Genomic DNA, 16,338 nt, shown 5'->3' with positions numbered 1-16,338 from the left:
TCTGGTTGTCCACCCTAATCTTAAAGATATTATTCCCGAGGTCTATTGATTGGGTTATTTCGTCGCCATCAGCGTCTCTGACTGCTTTTGTTGCTAGCAGATAGCCGAGTGGTGTTATAATGCTTAGAGTTTCTTCTTTTGCCGTTGAATATTGCCGCCACAGTGTGGGTAGATTACTTGGGTCGCTAAATGCAAACTCGAGAGCGCCACCAGCATTGATTCCAATTCTAAAAACTTCTACTACTGCTGTATTTTCGGTGGCAATTCCAGAAATCTCGCCGTTGGCGGCGGTAATCAAGGTAATGCTTGCACCTTTCTCCGTTGGTGAATTACCTTTACTCAGATATAGACCTGAAGCAATATTCTCCTGCAAGAGGTTTACGCTAAATGACGAGACCCCTTCACCATCCACCCCATAGCTTTCGTATCCAAAGAGATTTGTAGACTGAACTGAAGCAGCATAGACACCATTCCCACTAGGAGGGAGTTTTGAATCATCAAGAAGAAGGGAAATATCTGCTGTTCCCTCATGATCGCTGAGGATGGGGCCGTCGTCCCTGATCTGAAACTTTGCAAATCCGACTTCATCCTTGTTTGATGTCAGTAGATCCACATAGGAAGTCTTATTGTATCTATCATTTTCATCGTCATCGTCATCGTCATCGTCATCGTCATCGTCATCGTCATCGTCATCGTCATCGTCATCGTCATATTCTATGTCCTCTTCTGACGATTTTTCTGACGAACTAGCAGAATCTATTCCCTCGTCACTGGAATCGCTGTGGTTAACCTCTGTCTGCTCTTCGTTGTCTCGGTGGTATTCAGTAGATTCATCAGATTCTGACTGATTGTAGTAACTATCTTTTTCACCTTCTTCGTATGCCTCTGAACTTCCTTGTTCGTGACTCTTTGCTGTTGAATATGCAGTTGACGAACTCACCTTGACCCTTGAGAGTCTTAGTGCGACATTGTTGCCGTTTTCAAGTGCGGCTAGGTTTAGCGATTCAAGCTCATTGTGGTCCTCCCTATTGCTGTGCCATATTGATCTTGTCTGGCTGAATGTGACCAAGCCAGTGTTATCGGTGCTTATGCGAAAGTGTTCGATTTCTTGCCCATTGATAGTTGCGTAGCCAATGACCTCTCCAAGATCCGTACCTGTCCCGTTTTTGAGAAGGATTTGCTGACCTTGTCCATACCCATCCTGGTCTTCGTCGGATGTTTGTGTATCGGCATTGTCAATTGCGTATACTCCCGCTCCTACCCCGTCATGGGCGATTAGTGTCCTATCGTTAGCATTAATTGTTCCAATCGAGATGCTGTAGTTGTAGGTATCCTCGCTTTCATCGTTATTTTCTGATGAATCGTTTTCGTCACCTGAGCTTGAATCTGAGCTCGAATCTGAATCTGAATCTGAATCTGATTCAGACTCGGAATCGTAATTGCTAAATAGGCTGCTAAAATCGGCTGACGTTTGACCTGGTATTTCAGAATCTGCATTCGCTTGGGTTCCTTCCGTCTCGTCAATCGTGAGTTCTATTGGATCGGTTGGTGGTATTTGATTATTGTGGCTACCTTTATGCTGAATTGTACTTTCGTCCTCTTCGTTAAGATTTCCATCGGTTTCACTGTTCTCGCCTAAGGCTTCCGCATCAAGTACTTGACCTAGTGAGTTGATGCCACGATTGAGCCATTCTATTTCTGTTTCAATAGTGCCCGTTTTGATTTCCAGTATTGTGTCACCGCCCAGTTTTTTTGTTCCTGTTAGGTCGTTGCTGGCAGCCACATCGGCGTTTGTAAATTCAGACAGTTTCTGAATAAATGCTATGCCATTTTTGCTCGCGGCCACATTGCAGCCAAATAGAAGTAGATCAGCTCCACTTAAAAGATGGTCACGCCATCCAGCGATTTCTTCACGGTACCGCTCGATATTGCTATTTTCAAGCGTGCCGTTCCCTATCAGGATTTTTCCATCAGCCCCCTCGCTAACGATTGCTGCGCTGTGAAGCGGAGGGAGAGGTTGCAGACGTCGATGCGCCAGGTAATTCGTTATCTGACTCACCCCATCCTGATTGCGATCTAATACCAGTACTTCAGCTTCTACAGGTGCGCCCGTGACCAGTTCTCGCCAGTTCTTTACCGACTGATCGATGATCACCAAGCTGCGTTTCAAACTAATTGTTGATAAATCTGGCTGCAGCGAATTGAAGAAGCTGTTCGTCTCTACGAGGGCGTCAGTTCCAACCTCAAGCAGCGTGTCTTCAAGGGTTAGCTCGTTTAGTGTTACGAATTGTTGGCTACGGTGCAGGTCTTGGTCGGATCCGCTGACGGAATTTTTGCTCCATTCGCCGATGTCGTTCCGATCGGTTGAATCGGTAATGTTGCCGACATCAAAGAGGCCCAACTGAGCGCCGGTGGAGGAAAACAGTTTTTCTTCGGTCATGCTGCTGTCCCTCCAGATCCATCATTAACGTTGAGTTGGCAAGTTGGTTCTTCTCAGGCTAGGCGTGCGTTCTCGTTACAGTCCCCTTCGCTTTTCGTCCTTTTGCATTGCTTTATGCAAAATTTATCTTAACCTAGCGATCCGGTAGTGTGGCTTGATTGTGTCCACATTTTCCCAATTCTCTGTCGGATCGCCTGGGTTTAGGTCCTTGTTACATTCGATTTGGGCGCCCCAGCCATAGTCTGACTAAAAATCGGACTATGGCTGGGGCTACCGCTAGCGATAGCCGATCGAGACGAAAGCCGTACAATAGTAGCTAATTCAATCCCTGGGCGCAACTTGGCTATGACGCCGGCATTGTTGTTGCTGTAGGGGTGTTGTCCGCATGGACCTGGGTGTCTCTAGTCCAGATCCAGCTCATGATACTGAAGCCCCTTCCTCAACCAAAGCAGTCCTTCAGGGTGGTGCGCCAGTGCCCCCCCCCTCTGCCAGGAAAGTTGACGCCTCTCCACCCCACCACTTTTCACCAGGGGGCTTGATGGAGCAGAGCAATGCGTCGCTACAGCGAGGCTGTTAAAGCTGATGTGAGAAGGCGGATGAGTCCGCCTCACAGACAGAGCGTGGCCAAGATCTCAGCAGAGCTGGGCATTCACGTGGTCACCCTCTACAGCTGGAGGAAGGCCTGGCGATTGGAGGGGCAGGTTGTTCCTGCGTCTCAGAAGGATCCAGAGGGTTTGGCGCCAGCCGACAAGTTCACGGTGGTGCTGGAGACCGCCGGTCTGAACGCGACAGAACTGGGTGGCTATTGCCGTGAGCGGGGGCTGTACCCGGTTCAGGTCGACCGTTGGTGCCAAGCAGCCCAGGATGCCAATGCCCAGCCGCTGCTGACGATGGCCGATCAGAAGGATCTCCAAAAGCGGCACCAGGAGGACCAGCGGGAGATCAAGAGGCTCAAGCGGCAGTTGCGCCGAAAGGACAAGGCCCTTGCCGAGGCGGCAGCACTGCTGATCGCCTCAAAAAAGATTCAGGCCTTCTGGGGAGAGGACGGGGACGATTGAACTCGCCTGAGGATCGCCGGAAGGCCCTGGACATCCTTGATTAGGGCATGGCCCATGGTGCCCGAGCGCGTGAACTGGCCCTGCTGCTCGGCGTGGTGCTCACCACGCTGCAGCGTTGGCGCCGGCAGTTTGTTGTTGACGGTGATGGCGTCGACCGTCGCAAGGGCAGCCGCCTCCACGTGGCTCATCGCCTTAGCGAGGAGGAACGCCAGCGCATCTTGCTCACCTGCAACGAGCCGGAATTCGCAGCACTGCTGCCGGGACAGATCGTGCCGGTGTTCGCGGACCGGGGCTTGTATATCGGCTCAGAGCGCAGCTTCTACGGCGTACTCCACCCGCATGGCCAGGCCCATCGCCGTGGCCTGGCGCGGCCGCCACAGGAGCGCAGACCAGTTCCACGCTTGCGGGCCTCAGGTCCGAATCAGCTCTGGAGCTGGAACATCACCTAGTTGCCTACCACGGTGCGCGGGATCTGGCTGTACCTCTATCTGGTGATCGATGTCTGGAGCCGCAAGGTGGTGGTCTGGGATGTCGCCGAGAGAGAAGATCCCGCCATTGCAGCGGATCTGGTAAGCCGGGCTTGCCTGAGAGAGCGGATCAGCACGGGCGTCATCTTTGCTGGCAGTCACCGCCTCGGCCCATGACGCCAGGGACCCCCTGCACCGCTGGGATGGCAAGAACAAACTCAGACACTCAGCTTTGCTGACTCTGAATCACCCCTGATGTTCACTGCCCCGGAGGCAGGATCTGCGACGCACGTTGAACCAGCCTTTTTGGGCTGGAGTGACTGTTCTTGCTCTGAGTCAATCGCGACAATCGCTATGGCGTAAGCGCAATTTGTTCGAGAAGCGAGACCGAGGGTGCGAAAAGAGTACGAGATCCATGGATACGAGTCAGAACATATCCCACAATTTATGGTGAGAGTGTCCAACAAGCGCATAGAGGGAAGAACAATGGCCCTTTGTTTCACCTATCGTCCAAATAGCGCCAAACCAACGGCCAATCTAGAGAAAGTTTCAGCTCACCAATCGCTCGATACCACACGCTCGCATTCGAGGGAGGTTGAGCAGTTGGTCAGAAATACCAGAAGACCAAAGGCAAAATCAGAAACCTATCGGCAGCCAGGGTCCTGCCTTCAACTACTGACTGCATTTTGATGCGCAAACACCGCTTGTTCGTTTAAGTTCTCATCTATCCTCTGGCAGGCGCGACGTAAGCTCTTGAATGAGTGAACGTCGCGCAATTTCAAGATAATTGACTCGCCGCTTTGAAGATGTAATTTGCTCTTCACAGTCTCGAATAGCTAATACTAGTTTTTGCGCGTCCTCCGGTAAACTAGCGATTTGGTAGGATTTATCACCTATTGTCAGTAAGGCTTCTTTGCTTGCAGATTCAGTTTGCAAAGCCTCAGTGGAGTTGTCCATGGCATCAATTCGATTACAGAAAAATGCTAAGTGAGACAGGCTTGGAAATCAAGCCGAGTGATCCAATCGGGCTCAGCATTTGGGCCCCACTCGTTCATTTACGCTCAGTGAGTGGCGCAAACAAATCCTGTATTATATTGAAAACAATGCTTATTGTACGCTTCTTCTCCAGAACAATGCTAGCAGTGATTCCCATCCCCGAGCGTAGAGCATTTGGCGGAAGATTTTGCGGAACTGAATCAGGACTTAAAGCGATACGAGCGACGTAAGCCGGAGTAGTTGCTTGCCTATCCGGTGAGGATGTTGTTGGTGAGATAGTTGTAACCACACCTTTAATAGTACCATAGTCACTGGAAGGGAAGGCGTCAACTGTGATTTCTGCAGACGTTCCAGGTTTTATTGGAGCTGAGAGACGGGAAGATACCTGAACGCTCGCGATCAGGCCCTCCTCAGGCACGATTGTTGCAAGTAGATCACCACTCTGCACGCGTTCTCCCTTAGCTTGAATATTAAGTGACTGAAGAGTTCCACTGATAGGAGACAATATGTCAAACTTTCGAGACCGCTGCTTCAATTCCCTTATCTGATTTGCAATGTCATTCTTCTCAATGCTCTGGATGCTTTTTGCCTTCAGACGTTCATCTAACAGGTTTTGTAGGTCTTGGCGGTTCTGAAACACCTGATTTTGTTTCTCAAGCAGCTGAACTTCGCTTGCGGAGCCCTGGTCAACCAGAGATTTTAAACGGGAAAATACTTCTTGGTTGAGAAAAACCTGCGCTTGGAGTTGCTTTTGTCTGCTCAAGAAGGAGCGATCTTCATACTTATTCTTGTCATCTATCATGCTGAGCTTATTTTCAAGCGTGCGAATCAAAGGGGTGATATCAGCTCTGTCTAGAATAAAAAGTAACTGCCCAGTATTAACATATTGATGCTGTCGGACATTGACCTGATCAATCAATGCTGATTCAGGACTCTTAATGGTCACCTGTGACCGAATCGTTTCAAGCTGGCCAGGCAGTTGAGCTGTTTCTTCGACAGTATTCAAAGATGCCCAAATAACCAAACTGATTGAACCTAAGCCCAGTGTCCAAATGAGGATACGACTCCACACAGGCGGCGGCTCGAGCAACAATTGCTGTGCACCGTTGTCAGAACTCTGATCAATATCTTCGTTAGGCAAGGCATGCGGCTTAATCCTAAAACCCATCAACCGAAAGAGATTTCGTTTCATTAGCCAACAAGCTGCTGTTGATAAAGAGCATAATACCGTCCCGCTTTCGACATTAGCTGTTCGTGGGTTCCCACAGAATCCAAGCGACCGTCATGCATCATCACGATTTGATCAGCATGGATTAATGTTGAGAGGCGATGGGTAATCATAAGAACAGTTGTACCTTTGAGCTTGCGTCTGAGATTATTTACAACTTGTTGCTCAGTGTCAACATCCAAAGCGCTTGTGGCCTCATCGAGGATGACAAGACCAGGTTTCTGCAGCAACATTCTGGCTAATGCAACACGTTGACGTTGTCCGCCAGATAAACCTGAACCCTTTTCACCTAGAGGAGTATTGTAACCATAGGGCAGAGACATTATAAACTCATGGGCACAAGCCATTTTTGCGGCTTCAATAACCTCATCTGATTCAGCTTCTGCATCAGCTACGGCTATATTATCGTAGATTGAACCTTCGAACAAAAGACAATCTTGGGGTACAAAGCCCAACTGCCTCCTCAAAGAGTAGAGTTCAATTTTCGAAACGTCATAACCGTCGATAAGCACCTTGCCTTTTGTGGGCTCGTAAAGACGAGGAACAAGTTTAAGCAACGTACTCTTGCCACATCCACTCTGTCCAACAAGACCAGTAAAATTACCGGCAGGAATAGTAAGACTCACACCTGCGAGCTGAGGCTTACTATTGACTGAATATCCAAAACTGACTTCTTGAAAGGAGATTTCACCTTTGATCGGGGGCATTGCAATATTGGTAGATTCAATTTCACTAGTCTCGAGCGGTTGATTAACAACATCGCCCAACCTTTCTACAGACATAGAAACTTCCTGGAAGTTATTCCAAGTACTTGCTAATCTAAGTATTGGCTGAGTTACATATCCACTAATAATCCGGAATGCAATGAGCTGACCAAGTGTTAACTCGTTCGAAAGGACTAATGACGCGCCAACGCAGATTACGAGTATATTGGTAGTCTTGTTTATTAGCTGAAGAGCGTTTGAACTTGCAGTATTGGCGACAACGGTTCTAAACCCTTTATTGATATCATCAAGGTGACGATTCTCCCAGTTCCGTCTGGCTGTTAGCTCACTGTTCTGTAATTTAACTGTTTGGATTCCGTTGAGAACTTCTACCATGTAAGAGTGAGTTCTAGAATGTGCCTCGGCGCGCTGTCGAATAAGCTTCTGAGTGATAGGTGTTAAACCTAAAATTACTATAAGCAGAAGGGGTATACTACCGAGAATAATTCCGGACAACAACGGTGAGTAGAAGAACATAACACCAAAATAAAGGAGTGCAAAGAGGGCATCTAAGACGACCGTAAGTGCTGTTCCAGTTAGAAAGCTCCTTATTTTATCTAATTCATTGAGGCGACTTGCCAGTTCACCGACTGGACGCTTCTCAAAATATCGCGCATTAAGCCTCAGTAAACGTGAAATAATTGAGCTTCCTATATTAATATCAATACGATTCGATATCTCCATGAACTGAAAGGTTCGTAAACTGCTAAATATTAACTCAAGGATCATAAATAATCCCATTAGAACAGCAAAGCCCCCCAGGGCACCAGAAGAACCCTGTCCAATTACGCGATCAATGATCTGCTGGAATAGCAGTGGTGTTGCCAAGGCAAATAGCTGAGTAATAAAGCTTGCTATAAAGACTTCGAGGAGACCATATTTGTAGAAACTCATGTACGGCAGCATCCACCCAAGTCCAAACCTGGAGGTTGGGGTGCTTGATCCGCGTACAATTGAAACTACACTTACTGAGGACGAATCTGGCGCGGTGATATCTGCTAAACTGCATAACTTAATTCCTTGCGTTGGATCAATGCAGAGTAGATTCTCATTGATTGAATCTACAATCAAGACTGGACGGCTGTCTGTACTAGTTAAAGCAATGGAGGGAGTTGGAAGACGGCCGAATTCATTGCAGCGACAACTCACAACTCTTCCCAATAAGCCAAAACGATCAAAGACTGTAATTAACTTGTCAAGTGTGGGTCCACCCCTGCTTTCAGTGAGATAATCAGCTGCTTTCTTTACGGTATCTCGACGAGTAGGTAGGGAAAAGTATTTAATAATCATCAAGAAAACAGCCTGAAAAGCCTTTTCTTGAGATCGACCGGTTACAGGTGCGTAGCCAAGTTGGCGGACTTTGCGAGCCAGCTCCCTATCAGAGGCAATGAAATCTGAAGCTACGAGCTCTATCGCAGACCCTCCATCGTCAGGCCTCAAAAGTGGTGTAGGAGAACTAGTAGACTCAGACTCGATAGCACCATCTGAAGAAACTGAATCATCGATAGTTTTGCGCGATGGAATTATCTTCTGTCGGCTATTTAGACCAACTGGTTCATCTTGCCAAGTGAGGACACGAGGTAATGGACCTGTCCAAAGCTCGGCCAATGTGACAGCAGTGATCACCTGACCGTATCGATAACCCTGAGCTGGCCTGTCGGCATAGACAAGCTGAGCTGATGATTGATTCGTTATGTCAGATGGTACGAGAGTGCGCCATCGGCGCTCGAAGACGCTTACTAACTGCTGGTCTGCTGGAACAGTAAGTAATCCTTCAACTATTGTTTTCTGGAGAAGAGGAAACTCACTTGGAGATACTTTAGATGAAAGGATATCACGAATCAGGTTACTGCACTCAGGTCTATGTGCAATTGCGCTTATTAAAACAACCTCGCAATCGCTTGATGCAACTACTTCCTCCTGCAGATTTGAATCGAAGCCAGAGAAGGCCCCACACAAGTAAGGAGCTTCTATGCGAGTTATTGTGTAAGACCCAAACTGCCTCGTAGGATCCAGTACACGACACCATCCCGTTTTAACAAGGGTCAGCTCACGACTTGACTTCGATGTTTGTAGTACTGTGCCCGGCTCTACTTTAATCGTCTTACAGCTAAACTGTTCTGCGAAAGCAAGCAGCTGGGTAAACTGGGATTCATTTAAGAGCATCGTTCAGGACCTCGAGTTAATCCATTCCATTATCGAATCTTTTAATGAATCTAATCCCTGACCAATCTGAGATTTAAAACAAACATCTTCTAGAAAACTCTTAGTGTTTTCATCATACTCACTATCAAAACGGTATTCCATTCTGATCAGTGTATGCCAGTCGTCAGCTTGAAAAGGGCCAATTAAATGACCTGTTTGCGCTGTACGAAGTCGTGCAGCAATTTCAGGGTGAGGTGTTGTGAGATCGACGGGACCTACAATACCTTGAGTCTTAGATTCTGGCCCACAAGAATATCGTGTGGAAGCTTCTGCAAAAGTGATTTCACTAGCCTCAATTGAGTAATAGATCTCTTGACACAGAAATGGATCTTCGACACGCAAAAGACTATATAGCACGCGATCTAGTTTGTCTTTGTAGCGTAAGTAGAGTGTTTCCCCAGAGGCAGTTACAAGCCGTTCTCGTAACTCCTTGCGTCGCCACTCATGAATGGCTTCTGACATCATCTCTTCGGAATCAATTCCTAGGCTCATGCTCCACTTCTGACGATCTTCGTCGGACTCCAGCTTATGTTCTTTGCAATACGCAATGAGTGCTTTGTCGTGGATTGTGTCTGGATCGGACAGCTCTTGGTCGTTAAAGACAACTTGGCGCTCCCTCAGTTGGCGCAAAAACATCTCCGCCATTCCGAAGCGAAGCAAAAGGGCGATGATGTCCCTTCCCGATGCTGTTTTTAGAGCCTGTAGGATCTGAAGAGTCTCCGGATTGTTCTTGGCTTCAGAGGCCTGCGAATGGTTTTGAGTTGGGGAATTCATGATGAGATATCTAACGCAATTTAGGTGTTAGATTTGCTTAAAGCGAACAACTAAATTAGCGATCATAAGAATTCCACTACCGAGAACCCCAGTTTAATATGGCAGTCAAGAAGTTGAACAAGCATCAGAGCATCAGCATAACTAGGATCAACTCCATTGGCAACCGACAAATCCTGTCGAAAATGCGAAAACAATGACCTTATTTTAGGATCAGGCGACTCTTTGCAATCATTAAATATCTTATCATACCAAACAATCCATGAGTGCTCTATTTCGTCGAGAGGTTGGAGCAACAACTGCTCTATCCAAGAATGGACTTGGGAAACAAAATCTCCAGGATTTGTGACATGACTTAGCAGTTTCCAAAGGGCTGCTTGTGGCATGCTCGCCGTATTGATCAATGTCGTTCCATTTTGTGCTTGGAATTCTTCAGATTCAGTATTGAGTCGAGAAACGACCAGTCGTCCACCCGTAAGTCGGATTGACAAGTAGGTTTGATCACCACCTATTCCTTCGAACCGAAATGCCCAATCAGCTTGAAGTTCGGCATTACGATGTTGAATGGAAACAGGTTTACCAATACCTGAATCCAAGAGTGAGCGTAGACCCCTTTCGGCACCATTTGGAGTTAGGATCATTCCTAACATGATTCCTCCGAGTGCCGTCGGGCTATCAACTTCACTGATCAGACGGTTAAATAAGGCTTGGATTGCACTTGATGCTTCATCGAGTGCAGTAGTACGCGAACTCATGGGAGCCTGAGATGGAGTTGAACGTGTGCCTGCCGTAAGCGGCTTCAATGATGATCTTTGGTCACTTCGCCGAATTGGAGAGTCGTTGGATTTTGGGTTTATATTCTCCAGTGAGTCATCGCTAGGCGGAGAACCAGATCCATTGGGTTTTGCGTTTGTATTCTTTAGTGAGCCATCACTAGTTGAAGAACTAGATCCGTTGACAGTATCTACAGAAAAGCGTGAACCTGCGGCACCAAGACTCTCACTGTTTTGCTGAGAATTAACGCTCAAACCAGTCAGCGATGGTCGGTTCCCTTGAGACACATTATTCGATCCACGACCTTTGCCAGATGGAGTTAATGGTCGAGAGTCATTTGAATCAAGCGTACGTTCAATAGTTGTGTCATCACTGTTAATCGAAGTGTTTGGCGAACTTGGGTCTAGATTCTGAGTATCAGGCTCCGCTACTTCTCCATAACTTTCATAGTCATTTACGAACTCGGGTAGTTGATCCGAGTCAATGTTTTGCGTATTAGGGATATTCGAAGTTAATGGAACTAATCCGCGGCTGTCAGTATTGGCGTACGTAACTGGCGTTGGTTTACGTGTAAGCTTCACTGGCATTCCAGGATCATCAATAACTCCAAAATTCAGATTATTATCCCCAAAACTATTATCCGTAAGGGTTAAGACAATCTTGCTAATCATACGCTGACCATCAATTGTCTCAACTACAAACTGAGCCCCGTCGCCAACTGGATTGCCGTCACCATCAAGGCGTTGAGTGAAATCATACCAACCAGAGGATGTAATTGGTTGGCCGTCGAGATCTCGTAAAACTAAGCCCAGCCCATTTGCCGCTACGATCGTTTCGGGTGCTACAAACTTCCGGTAGGCGTTTAGATCTTCTTCTCGTACACCAGATCTCGACAAATCGATTTCTAATTGCACCTGCACACCTTCACGCACCGTGTCAATATCGACGAGGTTATCAGCACCAGGCGCCTTGGAAATAGTAAAACTGATCGGATCCCATGACTCAGCCAATTCAACGTCACTATTAACTCCTTCGAGAACATCGGAATCTCCAAAGATAGCATCATCGGCAGATATCACAGTCAGGTTCGTAATTATGTAATCACTTGATTGAGTCTTCTCAAGACTATTGTCAATCAAGTTGGCATTGTTGGATGAGATGCCTATGCTAACAACAGACGACAAATCACGAAGGTTTCCTTCCAAGGATGAATCAAAATTCTCCTTGTTCTTCCATGCAACCAAGGTGGTTAATTCATTAGGTTTAGTAGCAGCACTACCCACCCCCTGATCCACTATACCCGAAAGATAACGCTGCGTTGTTTGCGTAAGGAATCTTGGAGTATTTGTAGAAGTTGTCATCAGAACAGCTTCTTCACTGTTCCCTTGACTGATTCCATATAGCGCGCCATTATTGTCTCCAATTACATGACTTAGTGTTGATATCTGGATATTAAGTGACTGGCCTGCCTGACTTGGTGCGACGAGCTCTAGCCAGTTGAGGTTAAATCCATCGGAAGGATCCTGTAGTAAACTAGATAGCTTAGAGATTGGAATTATCAGAGGATATCCTTGAATATCTCCCTCCGGCCTGGAGAGAATGTTTGCTTCTAGAAATCTGACTTGCGGTGTTGATAGGCCGGTAAGGGTAATAAAGTTATTCGAAAACTTAAGGTCTATAGTATCCTCTGAGCGAAGGACGAGAGACACCTCATCAGCTGTATCCTGGAACTCTATTTTCCTGGCAGAAAATAGATCGCCAAGACCAACAAGCTGATTCGTTGAAACAGCAGGATGGGACGGGTCTGCAAATAAGGGCACGTACTGGCTTCTAGGAATCAGAACTATTTCTATGGTCTGGTTGACCGATCGAACCCCATCACTAGCCATGATTGTCACGGAACCGGTCACCGGCTCCTCTAACCCAGGCACATTAAACTCAAGATCAGCATGTCCATTGCTATATATAACCTGAACGCTATCACGAAGAATTTGTTTGTGTTGCGAATTCTCGCTTGTAAGCGACAGGCTGTAACTCAGGCTGTCGCCATCCAAATCTTGGAATAGTGAACCCAGGTCAAGTCGATGAATTCTATTATCATCAGGTTTTAGACTGGTAGGTCTTGCTTTGATCAAAGGCGGTAGATTGACGCCGGGTCCAATAGTAAATGGAACCACTTGACTGACTGAATCATTGGACGAACTGGCTTTAATCTTAAGTGCATACAGGCCATCTACTTGTTCCGAAGTATTTACGTGTAGTTCATAAATAGGTGTATTACTCAAGTTGATTATGCTGAGAAGGTCATCGGCACTGGTCCCGTCTGCTAGGCCGTACCCTAGACCACCACTATCCTCATCGTTCAGTTTAAGCATAATCTCGATTGGTTCTAACGGATCGTCTAAAGTAAGGTTGATTTTTAAAAATGATTCTCCGGGTTCATCACCCAGCATTTCTCCGAGACCGAATGACGGGAGACTTGCGGCACTGATACGAAGAGATTGATCACGAGTTGATGACTGCTCAACTGAACGGAATAAAGGGAGAGCCTCATTAATAGCTTGCTTCAGATCTGTTGGGTTATCCGTTGAAAGAGTTAGGCCTTTCCAAGAGAGATCAATGTCGAGACCAACAAGACCTACAATGTCAGTCAAAGAACGAAGATCGGAGACATTAATTGAAAGCTCAACTTCATCACCTGCCTGAAGATTGGCCAGTTCTTCGATGTCTAGCTGTTCTCCGGTCTCCAATAATCTCAAAACCGGCTCAATAATCAGTCTGTCTTCCCTTTCAACTGGTAGGGATGCACGATCAACGATTGTGATCCAATCAGTATCCGACTCGTCAACGGAAAGGTACTCACCGTTGTTGTCTCGTCGAAGAAGCTCAAAGCTATAATCAATCTGCTCGGTTTCCCGGACGCGTATAAATGCATCTTGAAGACTCAGTATGCCTGTTTGCCCTTGCTTAATCCTTAGTTGCTCAATAGCCTGATTTACTTCTGTGATTCCTGAGTCAGAGATGATGCCAAGATTAAGTTGATAGCCGATAGTCTCACCACTTTGATCTGTCGCATTAAAGTCTAGTGTTAACAATCCTCTGTCATCTGACCCCGGAGATAGTTCAAGTTTACCAGTGCCCGAGTTCCAGGTCAGCCAATTGGGCAAGCCAACGCTCGAGGTACTTCTTACGCGTAGACTGTATGAGAGTGAATCACCGTGTAAACTGTCAGCATCGCTGAAGATTTCATTCAGATCTAATCTGAATACATCACCTGTGTTGATTAGTTGCGCATCCTGGGATGGTCCAAGACGGACAGGGGCTTGATTGACATTGTCTACAGTTAGCTCGAACGATGCAACTGCAAAAGCCCCATGGTCATCAAAAGCCCGAAAACTAACGGTGTGTTTTCCAACACTTTCGTTCTGAGGTACACCTGACACCACAGATTTGGCAGGATCAAACTCCATCCAATCTGGTGCTTCAATTTCAAAGTTTAGGGTATCACCGAGTAAGATATCGTCATCACCAAAGTATGACAAAAGGTCAAAGGTTACACTCTCACCTTCTTGGATGCGTAAATCAATGGGGGGTTCACCCATTAGATATGGTGGTCGATTGAACATCTTATCAACAACCTGAATTTGTAGCGGAATAGCTGCTGACTCTCCCTGGAGATCTGTTGCGCTTATGGTCAGAGTTAGTATTTCTCCATTTGCTAGTGGGGCTGTTCCGTTCAGAATAGCCTCAATAGGATTAAGTTGAATCCAATCTAAATCGGTATTCTCTCCCTCTATGCTTAGGGTATATTGAAGTTGATCTCCCTCATCTTCATCGGTAAATAGATTTTCTGGTAGACGAATCGAAAATGACTGATTTTCCCTTAGTAACATCAGAGGAAGATCGTTGCCATTCCACTGAGGGGCGTCATTGACATTCTGAACTGTAAGGTCTATCCATTGTCTTGCAGAGGCGCCACTAAGGTCTCTTGCCTCGATCTGCAACTTCCAGGTTCCAACCTCAGTTTGATCTGGCTGTCCACTTAGAACCCCTGATGTTTGATCAATCTGTAACCAGTCGGCTGTAACATCAACCAAATGAAAACTCAGCTTATCGCCATATTCAAGATCTGAATCGGAAAAGGCTGTTGTGAGGTCTAGGCTAAAGGGTTCGTCCTCCAAAGCCAGTAGTGGTGGGAGCGTGATGGCCTCTGGTGCGTCATTAACATTCTCGATCAACAGAGACACTTCTTTTTGCCAACGGGCTCCTGAAGCATCTAAAGCATCGATGAGGGTTTGCTGCACACCCACTAATCCTTGATCAGCCAATCCATGGACCACGAGGATGGCATCATCTCTGCTGCCAATTGTCAGCACCTGTTGTTGACTAAGAGGCTGATTTTTGCTTGTGGGCATCTTGATGGGCGTTATCTCCATATTTAGGCCTTCAGCAATATTGTCTCCAATTTCAAAACTTAGACTGGCGAACAGATCTTGCCACTCATCCCCTAACACCGATCCAGTTCCTGAGCTGGGAAGCGAAGCTGCAACGAGACCGGACAATCGCCCAGCAGACGCATCCACAACACCACCATGCTTGAACAGCGGCAAGCTTGGAGAAATCATGACGTCCTTTAATTGTGCAGCCTGCGATGACCAGTCCAAATCAACTTCTAGACCAATCAGTCCTAGCCCAGAATTGCGTGTGTCGGTAACTACTAGGTCTGCATGAATATTTGTTCCAGGTTGCAATTCTCTAATCTCCCCGGCTTTAAGAAGTTGTCCACTCTCAGTGCGAAACAAGGTTTCGATCACAACGCGCTCAACTAATGTCGAGTCGGGCCGTCGCTTCTCAACATTCAACCAGTCATTGTCTGAATCTCCAATTGGCAGAAGTTCAACAGAAACCAACTCTTCAGCCAGTGGGAATAGATCGTCGAGGGCAATGCTAAAAGCTTGATCCTCGAGTAGTGTGAAGCTCTGCTCTTCAACTTTAATGACTGGCGACTGGAGTTCAAGGGAGTCAGTAATCGTGACCTCATCGACCTTGGGATTCGGAAGCTGTGTATCTCTCGATAGATCTCCATCCCTGCTTCCTGACTGGGTAAGAAGCTGATCCGACCTGAACGCCTCTTCGAGTAGTGGTGGCAGATTTGCGTTAACCAGGTTAGGGAGAACTTCGGCGGGATTGTCGCTTATCGCTAAGCCAGTTAGCTGATCACCCAACTCAAGGCTCTCATAATTAATTAGGTTTTTCGAGGCTGCAGGCTCGATTGCGGTAATGCCGGGATTGCTGTTAAGAAGATCGACGGCACCATCCATGAGTGACCAGTCGAAATTTGTACTCGCGACTTCGATATCTGGTAGTTCTAGCGGCTTGGACAGAGCCTGGAGGGATGAGGCTCCAAAGTCTTGGTCGAGCACCGCAAGCAAGGGCTCGCTCAGTTCAGGCGCTGACAGAATGTTGTCTTCAATCAGGTCGATGATCTGACCGCCTGACTGTTCATTTAGGGTGGCGGCCAAACCCATAGGTGCATCTTTTCCGCCTGACGCGGCCCCATGACTGTCCACCCATCATCTTAACGAGAACGCCACAGTGCCTCAAAACACTGGCCTTTCCGCGTATTTCGCACAGT

The 16,338-nt window shown here is 47.0% G+C and carries 9 protein-coding genes; 3 read left to right on the top strand and 6 right to left on the bottom strand.

Features of this window, described 5'->3' with window-relative positions:
• The coding region (locus H0O21_RS13250) for a DUF4347 domain-containing protein (RefSeq protein WP_185189974.1) at window positions 1-2,440 on the bottom strand (2,440 nt) is incomplete at its 3' end.
• A 551-nt stretch (window positions 2,441-2,991) separates the two neighbouring features.
• Here H0O21_RS13250 and H0O21_RS13555 point away from each other — a divergent pair.
• From H0O21_RS13555 to H0O21_RS13545, 3 genes are read left to right on the top strand one after another with little or no spacing between them, the layout of a single operon-like run.
• Window positions 2,992-3,498 carry a hypothetical protein gene (locus H0O21_RS13555; RefSeq protein ID WP_370523057.1) on the top strand — a complete coding sequence of 169 codons (507 nt, stop codon included), beginning with the start codon at window positions 2,992-2,994 and terminating at the stop codon, window positions 3,496-3,498.
• Between the two features lie 47 nt (window positions 3,499-3,545).
• Window positions 3,546-3,947, top strand: coding sequence for a helix-turn-helix domain-containing protein (locus tag H0O21_RS13550; protein WP_255441043.1), 402 nt, complete (start codon window positions 3,546-3,548; stop codon window positions 3,945-3,947).
• Window positions 3,948-4,142: a hypothetical protein gene (locus tag H0O21_RS13545; protein WP_255441042.1), complete on the top strand. Its 195-nt coding sequence runs from the start codon at window positions 3,948-3,950 to the stop codon at window positions 4,140-4,142. It abuts the gene before it with no gap.
• A gap of 543 nt (window positions 4,143-4,685) precedes the next feature.
• Here H0O21_RS13545 and H0O21_RS13240 read toward each other — a convergent pair.
• From H0O21_RS13240 to H0O21_RS13220, 5 genes are all read right to left on the bottom strand, one after another.
• Entirely contained in the window at window positions 4,686-4,922 is a 237-nt protein-coding gene (locus H0O21_RS13240) for a DUF6447 family protein (protein ID WP_185189973.1), read from the bottom strand.
• A gap of 94 nt (window positions 4,923-5,016) precedes the next feature.
• The gene (locus H0O21_RS13235) at window positions 5,017-6,153 is read right to left on the bottom strand and encodes an HlyD family secretion protein (protein ID WP_185189972.1); all 1,137 of its coding nucleotides are present in this window, start codon (window positions 6,151-6,153) and stop codon (window positions 5,017-5,019) included.
• A complete protein-coding gene (locus H0O21_RS13230; protein WP_185189971.1) occupies window positions 6,153-9,119 on the bottom strand; it encodes a peptidase domain-containing ABC transporter in 2,967 nt (988 codons plus the stop codon). Before H0O21_RS13230 ends, H0O21_RS13235 begins: the two co-directional genes overlap by 1 nt.
• 3 nt (window positions 9,120-9,122) lie before the next feature.
• On the bottom strand, window positions 9,123-9,932 hold the full coding sequence (locus H0O21_RS13225) for a peptidylprolyl isomerase (RefSeq protein ID WP_185189970.1): 810 nt from the start codon (window positions 9,930-9,932) through the stop codon (window positions 9,123-9,125).
• A gap of 62 nt (window positions 9,933-9,994) precedes the next feature.
• Entirely contained in the window at window positions 9,995-16,225 is a 6,231-nt protein-coding gene (locus H0O21_RS13220) for a putative Ig domain-containing protein (RefSeq protein ID WP_185189969.1), read from the bottom strand.
• Window positions 16,226-16,338: the final 113 nt, after the last annotated feature.

Source organism: Synechococcus sp. HK01-R, assembly GCF_014217855.1.
In the GTDB taxonomy this organism is placed as follows: Bacteria; Cyanobacteriota; Cyanobacteriia; order PCC-6307; family Cyanobiaceae; genus Synechococcus_C.
The sequence above is the reverse complement of the archived record's forward strand: the minus strand, read 5'-3'. Positions and strand labels throughout refer to the sequence as shown.